Raw genomic sequence first — 15,905 nt, 5'->3', positions numbered from 1 at the left:
CTGCGCAGAAAAGAGGTCGAAGACTGCCCGAACGCCTGGGACTACTGGACTCCGCTCACTTCGGCTTTCAAGCGACCATAGAGTTGGTCAAGATCATGTTCGCTGGGAACGGCCGACTGACCGTCGTTGATCTCAATCAATATCCAATCCCCATCGGCGGTTTCGGCGACATCGAGCGTATAAAACGTTGCAAACCGGGCTGCGATTTGGGCGATCTTGTGGGCAAAGCGAAAGGCGGCTGGGGGGAAGTTAGTTGGCGGCGGCGCATCTGCTAGCGACCAATAATATCCGGCGCTCAGCATCCGCAGACCATGAAAATAGAATCGCCACTCGTTGGCAATGGGTAATCCATAGGCGCCAACCTCGAAGGTACGTAGCGGAACGTACTCACGAAAAACGACCCCTTGTTCGCGCAGATCGGCGTCCCACTCTTTTAGTTGATGCGCCAGTCGAGTCGCGTCCCGTTTTGTGGGAGCGAACATCTGCGTCTTCCAACGCAGCTTTTTCGATTTTAGTTTTCCTTTGACGACGAAAGGACCAGCATTTCGACAGGCGGCAAATTCTTCTTCGCGCCAGGTACGCGGCGTGAATGCTTTGACTTCGTCGTAATAGGCGAACGACGCAATCCAGCGATGTTCGTCGACCGAGTTGATTAGTCGCGAGCCGATGTGACGCAGATCGTCGGCCAGTTCTTCGTAGAAAGGTTCGATTGAATAGCGGCCGATCACCAGGCGGCCCGCACATGCGGTGCGATTCAGCTGGACTTCGAAGTGACGCTTGGCGACGCTCATCTCCAGTTTGCTGATCAGTGTCGGTCGAACGAGTAAAAGTGGTTGCATAGTATCTCCAAGAATCAAATGGGGGAAATCATGGCCGAAGCGGCCGGATAGAGAAGCGGAGCGAAACTCGAATGCGTTAGAGACGCAGAGATTCGAGCGAGCCTATTATACCCGATCTTGGGCTCTGGGAAAAACCGGTGACTTGCCCCACGGCAAGCGATACAATCGCAGCACCGGGAAACAATCGACCCGGTGTCACGACGGAGGCGGACGAAGTGTGCATCTTTTCTCAGCCGGTGATCTCGGTCGGCGCAACGCGAATCTTTGCTTGCGCGACCACCGACGGCAAGCAGCGGCTCGTCTATCAGATGCAGTACGATTCGCCGTACGAGAATGCGATGATCTTGCCGCTGCCGGTTCGAACGCCGGCCAGCGATGCGAGCCTGCGATTTATTGATCTCCAAGGTTACGGCGCGTTTTTCGACGATCTTGAGCTTGGCTTCCCGTGGGAGATGCAGCGCGGTATTGGCTGTGCGTCGCCACCGACAAACAGTGCGGCGGGTAATTTACAGGTATTTCAGGTAGGAAACTACGTCGCGTCGTTCGTCCCGCGGCTGGCCGACTTTGCTCGGTTGGATCCTCAGTTTACGTTGCCGGCGGCGACGTGGGACGAGATTCCGGGGTACCGAGACTTTGGATTCGCCGTCTTTCAACTAGCGGCCGGCACAATCGAGCCCCATCCAATCGCGTTTGAGTTTGAAACGGCGACGACCGATTCGCTCTACTTTCCGACGCGGCATATTCATGATGGCGAAGTGCATGACCGCGAGGAGTTCGATCATGTCCTCTACCTGCAACATGCTGGCTTCGACAGCCGCGTTTACGGATATCAAAACTCCGACGTCCCCGACCAGGCGACCGGCTTGATTCGTTCCAAGTATGTTGCGGGGGATTTTTGCGACCCGGCGAAGGGGAGCAAAGTTATTGATCCCGACTTGCTGGTCCATCGGCGTTTGATCTCGGGCATGGCGCCCAATGATGATGTGCGAATCGCAACGTCGGGCCATCCGACGCGGCGGTCGATGAATCTCCGTGACTGGCTGCCGCTAGCGCCTTGGGCATTGGGCGCCGTGGCATGTGCCTGGTTCTTCAGTCGTCGCGCTCGGATCCGCAAAGCGGCGGCCGCCGAAGCGCAAGTTCGTGCCCAAGCCAAAGCATCGCAGGACGACAGCACGCCCAGCTAGAGCGGTTTTCCTCCATCTGTATCGTTCTGGCTGGTTGCGGCCGCGCTGGTCGGCGTTGACCTGCATCGACGAATCTTGAGGATTCGCCTGCTTCGGTCGCCTTGACCAGCTTGCCTCACCAACGCCAGAAACGCTACAGCTATCAGAAAAACGCTCTAATGCGGCGCGTTTAAGAATGGAGCCAGCTTGCGCGCCGGACCACAACTCGACGGAATGCATTCTTGCTTTGGAATGTTCGACGCTCAATGAGCGCAGCGAAGCAGACGTTGATGGCGGCTGGCGGGCACGGAATGCGCAGACGCTCGTTTCCTCTGCGATCGCTGTTGGCGCCATTTACTTGGATTCAAGCACAAAATCGATCGTGTTGCCGCCTGGCTCTACGGTCCGCTGAAGCGGAGAATTCTCACCATACTTCTTCGGAATTCGGCCGGTGGTCCGCGCTGCGCCGTCGTCGGCAAGTTGGGCGTCGGTGATGTAGACGACATATTCACCGCTTTTGACCCCCATCCGCTGCGAATCGAAACGGAGTTCGTATCTTCCCTGCGCATCGGTCAAGCCGAAAGCGCCTCTCCCCTTATCCGCAGCCGGTTCAAAGGCGACCATCGCGTCGACCAGCGGCTGGCCAGCCTGGGTGACGGTTCCGGTCACGGTGGCGTCGGGACCATGGGGATCGGCGCTGCAGCCCAGGCCGGCGATTCCCAATAGCCCTAGGCAGATCGCGAAAGCGCAACGTCGGTCGTAGAAAGAATCGCGTCGAGACGGCATAGAAGTCCCCTGAAAATGAAGATGCAAGTATTTCGCGAGTCGACGAAGTCTCCGGGGCTGAGACTGGTTTGCGTTATACCGTTTCAGGGTCGATTCGCGATACGAAAAAAAGGAGGCGACGAAAAGGTTGCAAAAACGGTTCATTCGTTTGCAAGAATAGATATCGCGGGTTGCCGATATATCGGCATAGCATAGTACCCACCTGACTCAAGGGATGTTCTTTTCCAACTCACGTTGTGCTTTATCCGTTCTATCATTTGTGAACGAGAGGGATCGTCGTATGCATTGCCAACAAATCCAGCCAAACGCTCGGCCGCAAGCCAAGGGCTTCACGCTCGTTGAGCTGTTGGTCGTCATCGCCATCATCGGGGTGCTCATCGCCCTGTTGCTTCCAGCCGTTCAACAAGCCCGCGAAGCGGCTCGGCGGATGGGTTGCCAAAACAACTTGAAGCAAATGGGATTGGGTCTGCACAACTATCACGATACGCATGGCAAACTGCCGGCCGCCTACTATGGTCGCTACGCCAACGCCGCTTCGGTCGCGACGGGACGCGTCGGTTTCGGCGCTCCCGGCTGGGGCTGGGGGGTGATGATCATGCCGTTTATCGAGCAACAAAATTTGTACGACGCGCTCGATATGACGAGCTACCAAGTCCGAGCTTCGACGCATCAGCCTCTTTCTCAGACGCCGCTTTCAGTTTATCGCTGCCCAAGCGATACCGGGGATGACCTGAACTCCACGCCTAACCGCTGGGAGCATGGAACCTCAAATTACCTGGGCAACTATGGTTCCAAGAATATCGCCACGACCGCGACCATCCCGGGCGCTGGGTATGACTGGGGGAACTATGAGAAGACGGAAACCGGCATGTTCTCCGCCAATAGCGCCGTCAAATTGCGGGATGTGATCGACGGAACGAGCAACACCGTGATGCTTGGCGAAGTCGTCTATGGCGAATACGGCGGGGTTAGCCGTCGCGGCGGGTTGTGGGTCGGCAATCCTTACAATGGCGGCTATCTCTGTACGCAGACCAGTCTGAGTTCCTCAACGACCTTCCGAATTAACGGCTCGAATCCGTCCGCCTATAGCAGCCATCACTCGGGCGGCGCTCAGTTTGTGCTGGTGGATGGTTCGGTTCGCTTTATCGCTGAGACGCTCGATGGCGAGGTGATCAACAACGTCGCAGATCGAGCCGACGGTAAGGTGCTGGGCAACCTTGACGGCTAGCCCTCGGATCCGGTTCGCATACTCTCCCCAGTTTTTCTTGAAGGCCTACGCATCTGTGACGTATCAACAAACCGTTTCGAAACTTGTGCTGGCCGGTTGGGGGATGTTTCTGGCTCTGCCGGCGTTTGCCGCCGATCAGACCGTGCGAATCGACTTCGGCGCTTCCCAGAATCGCAGCGTCGCGCCTTGGAACAACGTCGATAAGCCGACCTCGGTTGGCTTGGTCGTCACCGACTGCCAAGACGCGGACGGACTGGTCACGTCTGTGGCAATTCGCCAAACGAATCCTTGGGCCGGTTACAACCTGGCCGGCACGAAGTTGCTGGCAGATTGGCCGAGCGCGGCGAGCCAAGATTCGTTGTTTGTCGAAACCGGCATTGATGATCAGGCCGAGTTTCAATTGGAAGGTCTCAAGCCGGAAGCCTCCTATCAAGTGACGATCTTCGCTTCGCGGATGGGAGGCTCGGCGCGGCGGATCGGAGAGTACGAGCTAGCAGGAGCGTCGGGAACGCTCGACGCCCACGACAACCAGGCGGAGCGGCTCGTCTTTGATCGCGTCTTGGCCGACGCGGACGGGAAAGTGAAGATCCGCGTTCGGTGTGCGCCACAGTCGAAATACGCCTATCTCGGCGCGCTGGAGATCGTCGGTGAATTTCCGCCCGCCGACAGTCAGCGCCAACCGGCGGACGATCTGAAGGGGCCGCCGCTAGTGCAGGCTCAGGCGTGGGCGATTGCGGATGGATCGACCGGAGAGATCCTCTGGAGCAAGAACTCGTCGCAGGTCCGGGCAATGGCTAGCACCACCAAGATGATGACCGCGCTGCTGGTGATGGAACTTTGTCAGGCGGCGCCCCAGCGCTGGAATGATCGTCTGGTCGTCTCGGAGCGAGCCGACAAGACCCCTGGTTCGACCGCCAGTCTGAAAGCCGGCGAAACGATTTTGGCGAAAGAGGCGCTCTACGGATTGCTTCTCCCTTCCGGCAATGATGCGGCGGTTGTGCTGGCGGAGCATTTTGGGCGCTACTTGCCGGCGGACGCCGACCGACCGGTCGCCATCGGCACGGCGCGCGATACGGAGGTGACGCGCGATGAGGCGCTGCGACGTTTTGTGGTGGCGATGAATCGTCGCGCTGCTGCGCTGTCGATGAAGGAGACGATTTACTTGGATCCGCACGGCAACAGCGCCAATCGCAGCAGCGCCCGCGATCTGGTTCGCCTTGGCTGGGAGGCGTTTCAGAATGAGGATTTTCGTCGCTATGTGAACACCCGAAATTTTCGGGGCGAGTTGACCAGCGAAGACTCGAAGACCCGGATGCAAACGTGGAAGAACACCAACCAACTGTTGGGGATCGAAGGGTTCGATGGCATCAAGACGGGGATGACCGGGGCCGCGGGGGCTTGCCTGGTTTCGACCGGAGTGCGGGATGGGGATCGCCTGCTGGTGGTGATCCTGGGGTCGACGCGAGACAATCGCTATCTTGACTCGCGCAATCTCTATCGCTGGGCATGGAGTAGGCGACAAGCGGCTGCGGCGCCTTAGCAGTCCGTTGATTTTCTCGACGGACTGCGTGATCGCACGGATGCGATCGCAAAATAGCGACGTAGGTCGTTATTTTGCGAGCCGCGAAGAGCTACGCTCTGAGCCTGGCGAGGTTGGAAAATGCCACGATGGCATTTTTCAACAGGCAGTTAGCCGTGGTCTGGCGTCAGACGGAATGTCGCTAGTTCGTCTCATCGGCAATTTTTTCAAACCGGGGGACGACGCGACCGTCGATCTCTACCGATTCGGCAAACATCTCCGCCGGGCGAACCCAAAGTCCGAAGGGGGGATATTCCTGCCGATAGACGACAAGCGACTCCTCGGTTTCGCTGTGCTGAGCGATTCCGAGCACGGTGTAGTCGCGGCCTTTGTAGTGGCGATAGCGTCCTGGCAAAATATTTGTTTCCACAGGTAGCTCCAGCGGGTGGAATTTCTTAGCTGATACGACTAGGAATATGTTTCGACGTAACCCGACAAATTGATATCATGAACGGGCGGTGGCTGTCAGGCCGCGCAATCGACTCAACAGAATGCGCAAAAACCGGGCATCGTCCCCTTACGACATTGCGCGTTACGACGAAGTAATCAGCGCAAGCTACTGAAAACAGCGAATTTGTGATTCATTTTGCTCCTTGAGACAAGGTGGCACAGAACGTGCTACCTTCTCCCTACGCCGAGTGAACCCCATCCAAGGCGCAGGAGCCGCATGTCATGCAACAACAAACGTCCATGGAACGCGTCAACGGAGTTTCAGAGTACGACGTAGGCGATTTCTACGACGAAATGTTCGCCCACGACGCCTCTCCCCGCGATAACTGCAATCTGCTTTACAAGCGAGTCATTGGCCTGACGACGCTTGATCTACATCGACGCAAAATGGCCGCCGAACGATCGATGGTCCGTTTAGGGATCACGTTCAACGTCTACGGCGACGAAGAAGGAACCGAGCGGATTATACCGTTCGATATTCTTCCCCGGATTATCGATGCCGACGAATGGAAGTGGGTCACTGACGGTTTGAAGCAGCGTATTGTCGCGCTCAACATGTTCATTGACGACGTCTACGGCGATCAAAAGATTCTGAAAGATAAGGCGATTCCGGAGCATGTCGTCCGTTCCGCCTCGTCGTTCCGGCCGCAGTGCGTCGGACTGAAGCCCCCCAAAGGGGTTTGGTGCCACATCACCGGTACCGATCTGGTGCGGGATCAGGACGGCAAGTTTTACGTCCTGGAAGATAACCTGCGTTGCCCGTCCGGCGTTTCGTACGTGCTGCAGAATCGCCAGCTGATGAAGCAGGCGTTTCCTGACCTGTTCGAGTCGCTGTCGGTCCGTCCGGTCGACGACTATTGCGGCCAACTACTCGATGCGCTCAACTACCTGGCGGAAGACCGGGCCGAGACGCCGACTGTCGGCGTGCTGACCCCCGGCGTTTACAACTCCGCCTACTTCGAACATTCGTTCCTGGCCCAGCAGATGGGGGTCGACCTGGTCGAAGGTCGCGACCTGGTGGTGCAGGACAAAAAGGTCTACATGCGGACGACCAAGGGACTGTCGAAGATCGACGTCCTGTATCGCCGTATCGACGACGATTTCATCGATCCTCGCGTCTTCCGCGAAGACTCGCTGCTGGGCGTGCCGGGCTTGATCGAGGCCTACCAGGCCGGCAATATCGCCCTGGCCAACGCCCCCGGCACCGGGATCGCCGACGACAAGGTGATTTACGCCTACGTCCCCCAGATCATCAAATACTATCTGGGTGAAGACCCGATTCTGCCGAACGTGCCGACCTACGTCTGTTGGGACGACAAGCAGCGGGATCACGTCCTGAATAACCTGCACAACTTTGTCGTCAAGCCGGCCAACGAATCGGGCGGCTACGGCATGTTGATTGGTCCGCGATCGACGCGCGAGGAACAAGCCAAGTTCGCCGATCTGATCAAAGCCAATCCGCGCAATTACATCGCCCAACCGACGCTTAGTCTCTCCCGAGCGCCGGTCATCATTGAGGATCGTCTGGAAGGACGCCACGTCGACCTGCGACCGTTTATTATTTACGGTCGCGACGTGTTCGTACTGCCGGGCGGGTTAACCCGAGTCGCTTTGAAAAAGGGCTCGTTGGTCGTTAACTCATCACAAGGCGGCGGGAGCAAAGATACCTGGGTTGTTGAGGAACTTCCGTAATGCTGAGCCGCGTCGCGGAATCCATTTATTGGATGAGCCGTTACGTGGAACGAGCCGAGAACGTGGCTCGTTTCATCGCCGTCAATCTAAATCTCAGCATGGATCTCGCCTCGGAGGGGCATCAGCAGTGGCTGCCGCTGGTGACTACGACCGGCGACGACAAGCTGTTTTACGAACTCTACGATGCGCCGACCAAGCGGAACGTCCTGGAGTTCCTCACCTTCGATCGCAACAATCCCAACTCAATCTTGTCGGCGCTGATCAATGCGCGAGAAAACGCGCGGAGCATCCGCGAAGTGATCTCGGCCGAGATGTGGGAGCACCTGAACAACTTTTACCTGATGGTCAAAGATGTCGGGCGCGCTGGCGGCGTCAGCGAAGAGCAACTGGTCTTCTACGAACAAATCCGCGCTTCGGGACAGCACTTTATCGGCATCACCGACGCCACGATGACGCATGGCGAAGGTTGGCATTTCGGTCAGTGCGGCCGCTTCATGGAGCGGGCCGACAAGACGTCGCGGATCCTCGACGTGAAGTACTACATCTTGCTGCCCAGCCCACAGCATGTCGGTACGCCGTTTGACGAATTGCAGTGGTCCGCCCTGCTCCGCTCGGCCAGTGCGTTTGAAATGTATCGTCAGCGGTACGGCCGGATTAATCCGGCGAACATCGTCAACTTCCTGGTGCTCGACAAAGAGTTTCCCCGGGCGATCCTGCACTGCCTGTCGCGAGCCAACGATTCGTTGCATGCGATTACCGGTTCCGACCCGGAAGGCTTCAGCAACCTGCCGGAACAGCGCCTCGGCCAATTGCGAGCCAGCCTGGCCTTTACCAGCGCTGAGGACATCGTCAACCGCGGCATGCACGAGTTTGTCGACGACATGCAGCGGCGTGTTAACGCCGTCGGCGGCGCCCTGTCGAATACGTTCTTCACTCGCCACGCCGAAGCGGCGTAATTCTAGGGTTAGCCCCGAAAGCGGAGCTTTCACGGCTAACCTAGCAGTCCGTTGATTTTCTCGACGGACTGCGTGATCGCATGGATGCGATCCCAAAATAGCGACGTAAGTCGTTATTTTGCGAGCCGCGAAGAGCTACGCTCTGAGCCTGGCGAGGTTGGAAAATGCCACGATGGCATTTTTCAACAGGCAGCTAGAGTCGCTCTACAGCGTCGGCGATTGTAGCGGTTCGACGTCGACCGAGACGCTCATGATGTGCGAGCCGCCGCCGATGACGACTCCTTGGATCGGCGTCACATCTTCAAAGTCGCGGCCCCACGCGGCAGTCACGTGGTCGGTGCTGCAGACCAGATCGTTGGTCGGATCGAGATCGACCCAGCCCGTCTCTTCGCCACAGTAGACCGAGAACCAAGCGTGAGAAGCGTCGGCGCCCACCAGACGCGGTTTGCCCGGCGGAGGCAGCGTGCGGAGGTAACCGCTGACGTAGCGAGCCGGGAGTCCCATAGAACGGAGGCAACCAATCGCCACATGGGCGAAGTCCTGACAAACGCCATGCCGGCGGGCGAACGCCTCGGCAACCGGCGTATGAATCGATGTGGCGGTCGAATCGTACTTGAAGTCGGTGCGGATCCGCTTGGTCAGCTCGCGGGCAGCGTCGAAGATCGGGCGATTCTTGGTGAACGAGATTTTCGCGTATTGCCGCAACTGCTCCAGAATCGGGATGTGCCGCGACTTGAAGGCAAATTGCAGTACCGACAAGATACGTGGTGATCCCGGATTGAACTGCGCCGCGATCTGTTCCCACGGCGGGTTGTCGGTGATCGGGACCGGCGGCGACACGTCAACGCGACTGCTGGCGGTGATCGTTAAACCTTGGTGGGGCTCGGTAACCGAGAAGTAGTCGACCCGGTTGTTGAAGTAATCGCGGCGATTGACGATGGTCGGCGGCGACGGTTGCACGGTCAGACGATACTCGTGAACCGCCTGACGGGGAAAGTTCGCTGGCGCCAAATGAACCAGGTTATGACAAACCGAGGCTGGTTCGGCGTAGGAGTATTTCGTCGTGTGCGAAATGCGGTACTGCATGTCTCGATGGTGGCTTGCCGTTACAGGCGAAATTCGGTGAGGTGCGAATGGAGACCTGCATGGACCAGGTAACGATTCGACAAAGCGTCGGACAACTTCGGCAGCAGCGACTCAATCTCTTGCAGCAATAGGCTTAGCGGCGCGTTCGGGTCGAGGTCCTCCCCATCACGGAAGACCGTCACATCGCACATCCGCGTTTCGTTCAGCAGCATCATCGCCAGACGTTGTTCCAGCGAAAACAGTCCTGTGCCGGCGTTGACCGGAAGCGCGTTGACGTGGTCCAGCAATTGGACCAATTGCCGCGCGATCGAACGAGGGTTGGTCTCGTCGGTCAGCAGCAAGTCGAGCACCGCCGGCATTTGGACGTCGGCCAGATAGCGCGAGCGGTAGGTCATCGTACTGTCGGAGATTTCCAACAGCGCTTCCAGGATGGCGGTCAGATCGCCGGTCGGTTCGATCAGGCAGTTGCGGAGCAAGCGAACCTGCTGCAGCGCCCGTTCGATCCGGCGTCCCATATCCAGGAAGTAATAGATCTGCGTGCGGGTCATGCTCTCCGACACGATGCCGCTGAAAGCCGCGAGATCGAGGATTAGATCGTCGAGCAGCGCCAACACGTCGGAAAGATCCCACTGGCCCACCTTCGGCGGCGTGAAGCTCTTGTCGATACGATGCAATATTCGCCAGCTGTCGGACGAGACGCGATCGCGTGATCGAGTCGTCAGGCGGAAGATCTCGGTGACGATCGCCCGCATGCTGAACGAGTCGGAGGCGTCAAACACCGCCGGCGGCAGCGCCGTTTCCAGCGGCGGCAGTTGGCGGCGAATCTCGTCGACGCCGTAGCCTGCGTCGATCTGGCCAATGTCGGCCAGCGCCCGCATCAGGGCCGGCGTTTCGGGCTGTTCTTCCAAGATCGATTCGCTGGTCAGGCGGATGATCGTGGCTCGCAGCAAGCGAGCGCTGACGTCGGCCCGTTCCAGGTTGCGTCCCAACCAGAAGAGGTTCTCGGCGACGCGGCTCGGCAGTTCGCCGCCGGTTCGCTTCAACTCGATCGAGGCGCCAGGCTTTTGCAGCAGCGAAATGCGACTGACCGGGCCGTCCGACAAGATCCAAGCGTCTTTGCTTTTCTCACCGGCCAGGATCGACATCTCTAGCGGATCGGGCGCCGCCGACACGCGAACCAGTCCCCCCTGCATCACCTCGAAGTCTTCACCCGAAGCGACCGCAAAGGCCCGCATGGCGATTGGCGCCGGGGCGATTCCTTGCGATTTCCAGACCGGGCAAGTCGAGCGTTTGACTACTTCCTGGGCGACGAACTGGGTGGGGTCGCTGCGCAACATCTTGATCGTCGCTTCGCGCGATTGATTGCGCAGCATGTTGGCGAACGCCAGCTCGCGGCCACGCAGGCGATAGGCCCGTTTGACGATCAGGTTGTCGAGGTTGTCGACGACGTAGTCCATTTGTTCGCGATCGCCGCACCACCAGGTCGCGACGCCCGGCATGATCAGCGGCTCGCCAAACAGCTCCTGGCAGAGCTTCGGCATGAACGCCATGAAGATCGGCGATTCGACCAGGCCCGATCCCAGCGGATTGATCACTGCGACGTTGCCGTTACGCGACGCTTGCAGCAGACCAGGGATTCCTTCGCTGGCATGGCTCAACTCGAGCGAATCGCATTGGTCGCTGTTGGTGCGGCGAATGATCACGTCGATCTGAATGAGTCCACCCAGCGTCTTCAGCATCACCTTGTGATTGCGAACCGCCAGGTCGGAAGCTTCGACCAGCGTGTAGCCGAGATAGCGCGACAGGTAAGCGTCTTCAAAGTAGTTGGGGCCGGCCGAGCCTTGCGTCAGGATGGCGACGCGGGGGTTCTCGACCCGGGGCGCCGCCGCAGCGACGGCTCGCTTGTACGCTAGAAAGTATTGGGCCAGCCGCTGAACGTTCGCCTGGTGAAAGACAGTCGGCAACGTCCGGGATTGGATCAGACGATTTTCGAGCACGAAGCCGGCGCCTGACGGGGCTTCGGTACGATCGGCCAACACCCACCATTTGCCGTCGGGCGAACGTGCGATGTCGGCGGCGTAGAAATGGAGGAAGTGATTCGCCGGCGGACGCTGGCGATGGAACGACCGACAAAAGCCGGGATGGCTGAAAATCACCTCCGGCGGCAGGATGTTGCTTTTCATCAACTCCTGATGGCCGTAGACGTCGGTCAGAATCGCTTCCAGCAGCCGCGCTCGTTGCTGGAGTCCTTTGGAGGCCGCTATCCAGTCGGCGCTCGAAATCAACAGCGGAATCGGATCGAGTTCCCAGGGGCGAACTTCGTGATCGCTATCTTTCCACGCGCTGTAGGCCAGTCCGTTCCGGTTGAGCGCTCGGTTGGCCTGCAGCCACCGCCGCTTGAAGCCTTCTACGCCGAGGCTTTCGACCGCCTGGACGAAGGGCGCCCATGTCGGCCGCACTCCGCTGGCGTCATACAATTCGTCATAGACCCCCTCCCCTTTCCGATATTGGGAAAAGAGAGCAGGCATGGTCGGTGCGTTCGGGGAAGCATTCGACACGGAATTGCCGTTCGGGAGTGGGGTAGACGTCGAAGTCGACGGATCTAATGGATCGCGACGATGGGGGCTCACTTCCGTACCGTTTTACCGCGGCGTAAATCTAACGTGAAGGGGAAGTCGGGATTCGATTCCACTTGTGGCATCGGCATCTTGCCGGCTGTGTGCCCCATTTGATGGAATCTTGCCACGCGACGGGCTTCCGCCTCGAAGGCGTTTACCGGAAAACTTTCCGGATTATTGCCGCCTGGGTGACCGACAAAATATCGGCATCCCCCGAGTGAACGCTGTTGCCAAATGTCAAACAGGTCGAACGTTAGCGGTTCGTCCACCGGAATGGTTGGGTGCAAGCAAGATGGCGGCTGCCAGGCGCGGTACCGCACCCCTGCCGCAAATTGCCCTTGTTCCCCAGTCGGGTGAAGCGGAACTTTGCGACCGTTGCAGGTGATCATGTAACGGTCCGGCGTCATGCCGCTGACCAGCACCTGCAGACGTTCTAGCGACGAGTCGACATAGCGAGCGGTCGACTGCGACGCTTGTTCTTCACCCAAGACGTACCATGGCTCGATTGCCGAGCGAAACTCGACTTGGACGCCACGTTGCGAAAACTCGCCAATCTTGGGGAATTTGAACTCAAAGTGGGGAGCGAACCATTCCTGCTTCAGCGGGAAGTCGTGCTGATTCGTTTCCGAAATGACATCTTCAAAGTCTTGCCACACGAAATGGGGGAGCATGAAGCGATCGTGCAATGTCGTGTCCCAGCCAACCAGCGGCGCGCGGTACGGATCTTCCAGGAAGCGGGCAACCAGCGACCGCAGCAACAGTTGCTGCGTCAGGCTCATGCGAGCGTGCGGGGGCATTTCAAACGCCCGGAACTCGAGCAAGCCGCGGCGACCGGCGCTGCCGTCGGGCGAGAAGAGCTTGTCGATGCAGAACTCGGACCGGTGCGTGTTGCCGGTCATGTCGGTCAACAGATTGCGGAAGATGCGGTCGACCAGCCAGGGAGGACAGTCGCCGTTTTCTGGAATCTGCTCAAACGCGATCTGTAGTTCGTAGATCGAGTCGCGACGACCTTCGTCAACGCGCGGCGCCTGACTGGTGGGGCCGATAAACGAACCGCTGAACAAGTACGACAGCGACGGATGGTTGTGCCAGTAAGCGACCAAGCTGCGGAGCAGGTCGGGACGCTTCAGAAACGGGCTTTCGCCAGGCGTCGGACCGCCCATCACGACGTGGTTGCCGCCGCCGGTGCCGGTGTGGCGACCATCCTGATTGAACTTTTCGGTTCCTAGACGCGAGTAATGGGCGTCTTCATAAACGCCATTGGTGATCTCGCACAGTTGATTCCAATTGTGCGCCGGATGGACGTTGACTTCGATCACGCCTGGGTCGGGAGTGATGCTGAAGTGGTTCACTCGATCGTCGTGCGGCGGCAGGTAGCCTTCGATCACGACCGGCACGTTCATTTCTTTGGCGGTCATCTCGACCGCGGCCATCAGGTCAAGGTAGGCCTCGATGCGATCCACCGGCGGGCAGAAGATATGCAGCCGCCCTTCGCGGGCTTCGATGCAGAGCGCCGTCCGGATAACCGACGAGTTGTAGTTGGTATCGGACCAGCTATGACCTTGCTGCCCATTGCGATCGCCCGATTCGGGACGCCCGGTGAGCGACTGCCCGTGGATCCCCTGACCCGGACGGGGGCTGTTGCCGAAGCCGCCGTTGGCTTGGTGACGGGCGTAGGCGGTTCCTTGCGTAGCGCCAGTCAGCAGTTCCATACCGCTGCTGCGACGTGCGACCAGTTCCTCGTACGACATCAGCGGCGTGCGTTCCGCCAGCGGGTCGAGCGGAAAGAGGACCGAGCGTTCGTTCTTGGTTTCCCAAATCAGCGAGTCGAGCGGCAATCGCAAACCCATCGCCGAGTCGCCGGGGATCAGGAACAATTCATCGCTGCGAACAACCCACTCGCCGCTCTTCCATTGCGGCTCTTGTTCCCACCAGGCGTATTGCACCGGCAAGATCACGCCGACCGGATTGGACAGACCATGCTCAAAGACGCGGGCAATGCGGGCTCGCTCTTCTTTGTCGTCGATCTTGGAATCATACGGATTGACGTTGGCCGGCATGCGGCGTTCGCGCCACGCGTAGTAATAGGCGTCTTCGTAGGCGAAGCTCACGTGCTGCGGATTGACCTGCAACTTGTCGGCCAGGATCACGCCAAACTCTTTGGCGACGTCGGCGGTGTGGCCGTAGTCGATGTGGTCGATCGCAAATAGTTCCGGGTTTTCCCAGATCGGTTGACCATCTTCGCGCCAATAACAGCGGAAGGCCCAACGGGGAAGCTGTTCGCCGGGATACCATTTGCCCTGGCCGTAGTGCAGCAAACCGCCGGGAGCGAATCGGTTGTACATCCGTCGCATCATGTCGTCGGCCAAGCGTCGCTTGGTTGGACCGACGGCGGTCGTGTTCCACTCGTCCCCTTCCATGTCATCGATGGAGACGAAAGTCGGCTCGCCACCCATCGTCATTTTGACGTCCGCTTTTTCGAGGCGTTGATCGACCTCGTTGCCCAGGGCGTAGATCTTGTCCCATTCCTCGTCGGCGTACGGCTTGGTGACCCGCGGATCTTCCCAGAAGCGGGAAACGTTCATGCCGAAGCTGAACTCGACGTTTTCGCACGGTTCGTGGCCGCCATCGATCGGCGCCGCGGTAATCGGCGAGGGAGTGCAAGCGAGCGGAATATGTCCTTCGCTGGCAAGCAAGCCTGACGTGGCGTCGAGCCCGATCCAACCGGCGCCCGGCAAAAAGACTTCGGCCCACGCGTGCAAGTCGGTGAAGTCGTACTCGCTGCCCGAGGGACCGTCGAGCGACTTCACGTCAGGCTTCAGCTGAATGATATAGCCCGAGGCGAACCGCGCCGCCAGGCCTAGGTGCCGCAGCGTTTGTACCAGCAGCCAGGCCGAGTCGCGGCACGAGCCGCGCTTCAGCGAGAGGGACTGTTCCGGCGTCTGGACGCCCGGCTCCATCCGGATCTCGTAGTTGATTTCTTCGTGAACGCGGCGGTTCAAATCGACGACGAAGTCAATCGTCTTCCGCTTCGTACGATCGATCGAAGCGACGAACTCGTCAAAGAGAGGACCGGGCGATTCCTTTTCTAGGAACGGCAGCAGGTCGACCTTCAGCGGACCTTCGTAGGTGAACGGGAAATACTCGGCCTCCGGCGCAACGAAAAAGTCGAACGGGTTGATGACCGTCATCTCGGAGATCAGGTCGACGTCGACGCGGAAGTGATCGATCGGCTCCTGAAAGACGACGCGAGCCACGAAGTTGCCGAACGGATCTTGTTGCCAGTTCACGAAGTGGTTCGACGGACTGATCTTCAGCGAGTAGCTGTGGATCGGCGTGCGACAGTGTGGGGCTGGACGCAAGCGGATCGTTTGTGCTCCCATCCCGATGTGGCGGTCATATTTGTAGTAAGTCGAATGATGCAGCGCGGTCAGAATCGCCATCTTCTAAGTTGCCTTTTGCGTGCGGCTTTGCTTTTGTCGCTAGTCGGATAAACGGGATTATGCGG

Annotated in this window: 11 protein-coding genes; 5 read left to right on the top strand and 6 right to left on the bottom strand. The window is 58.8% G+C overall.

Translation table 11 applies throughout. The annotated features are described in order from the left end of the window. Positions 1 to 41: 41 nt before the first annotated feature. Positions 42 to 839 (bottom strand): ATP-grasp domain-containing protein, encoded by a 798-nt coding sequence (locus Enr8_RS18765; RefSeq protein WP_146434415.1) that lies wholly within the window; start codon positions 837 to 839, stop codon positions 42 to 44. A 215-nt stretch (positions 840 to 1,054) separates the two neighbouring features. Between Enr8_RS18765 and Enr8_RS18760 the strand changes: the two genes are divergently transcribed. Beyond that, positions 1,055 to 2,023 (top strand): hypothetical protein, encoded by a 969-nt coding sequence (locus Enr8_RS18760; RefSeq protein WP_146434413.1) that lies wholly within the window; start codon positions 1,055 to 1,057, stop codon positions 2,021 to 2,023. Positions 2,024 to 2,356: 333 nt separating this feature from the next. On the opposite strand, the gene Enr8_RS18755 is transcribed toward Enr8_RS18760, so the two are convergent. Next, positions 2,357 to 2,788, bottom strand: a complete 432-nt coding sequence (locus tag Enr8_RS18755) for a carboxypeptidase-like regulatory domain-containing protein (RefSeq protein ID WP_146434411.1) — start codon at positions 2,786 to 2,788, stop codon at positions 2,357 to 2,359. Between the two features lie 280 nt (positions 2,789 to 3,068). On the opposite strand from Enr8_RS18755, the gene Enr8_RS18750 reads away from it, so the two are divergent. Together Enr8_RS18750 and Enr8_RS18745 are read left to right on the top strand one after the other, a co-directional pair. After that, positions 3,069 to 4,016, top strand: a complete 948-nt coding sequence (locus Enr8_RS18750) for a DUF1559 domain-containing protein (RefSeq protein WP_146434409.1) — start codon at positions 3,069 to 3,071, stop codon at positions 4,014 to 4,016. Positions 4,017 to 4,071: 55 nt separating this feature from the next. Further along, the gene (locus Enr8_RS18745; protein WP_146434407.1) at positions 4,072 to 5,556 is read left to right on the top strand and encodes a D-alanyl-D-alanine carboxypeptidase family protein; all 1,485 of its coding nucleotides are present in this window, start codon (positions 4,072 to 4,074) and stop codon (positions 5,554 to 5,556) included. Between the two features lie 181 nt (positions 5,557 to 5,737). Here Enr8_RS18745 and Enr8_RS18740 read toward each other — a convergent pair whose 3' ends face one another. Then, positions 5,738 to 5,965 (bottom strand): DUF1653 domain-containing protein, encoded by a 228-nt coding sequence (locus Enr8_RS18740; protein WP_146434404.1) that lies wholly within the window; start codon positions 5,963 to 5,965, stop codon positions 5,738 to 5,740. Between the two features lie 302 nt (positions 5,966 to 6,267). Between Enr8_RS18740 and Enr8_RS18735 the strand changes: the two genes are divergently transcribed. Together Enr8_RS18735 and Enr8_RS18730 are read left to right on the top strand one after the other, a co-directional pair. Continuing rightward, the gene (locus Enr8_RS18735) at positions 6,268 to 7,737 is read left to right on the top strand and encodes a circularly permuted type 2 ATP-grasp protein (protein WP_146434402.1); all 1,470 of its coding nucleotides are present in this window, start codon (positions 6,268 to 6,270) and stop codon (positions 7,735 to 7,737) included. Then, on the top strand, positions 7,737 to 8,693 hold the full coding sequence (locus Enr8_RS18730; RefSeq protein WP_146434400.1) for an alpha-E domain-containing protein: 957 nt from the start codon (positions 7,737 to 7,739) through the stop codon (positions 8,691 to 8,693). The genes Enr8_RS18735 and Enr8_RS18730 overlap by 1 nt, the downstream gene beginning before the upstream one ends. Positions 8,694 to 8,897: 204 nt before the next feature. On the opposite strand, the gene Enr8_RS18725 is transcribed toward Enr8_RS18730, so the two are convergent. The 3 genes from Enr8_RS18725 to Enr8_RS18715 form a co-directional block, all read right to left on the bottom strand. Beyond that, positions 8,898 to 9,779 carry a transglutaminase family protein gene (locus Enr8_RS18725; RefSeq protein ID WP_146434398.1) on the bottom strand — a complete coding sequence of 294 codons (882 nt, stop codon included), beginning with the start codon at positions 9,777 to 9,779 and terminating at the stop codon, positions 8,898 to 8,900. Between the two features lie 20 nt (positions 9,780 to 9,799). Continuing rightward, a complete protein-coding gene (locus Enr8_RS18720) occupies positions 9,800 to 12,307 on the bottom strand; it encodes a circularly permuted type 2 ATP-grasp protein (protein ID WP_246120148.1) in 2,508 nt (835 codons plus the stop codon). Between the two features lie 98 nt (positions 12,308 to 12,405). Further along, entirely contained in the window at positions 12,406 to 15,840 is a 3,435-nt protein-coding gene (locus tag Enr8_RS18715) for a transglutaminase family protein (RefSeq protein WP_146434394.1), read from the bottom strand. Between the last annotated feature and the right edge of the window lie 65 nt (positions 15,841 to 15,905).

Origin of the sequence: Blastopirellula retiformator (assembly GCF_007859755.1) — a bacterium.
Lineage (GTDB): Bacteria > Planctomycetota > Planctomycetia > Pirellulales > Pirellulaceae > Blastopirellula > Blastopirellula retiformator.
This window is presented reverse-complemented; position numbering and strand designations above follow the sequence as displayed.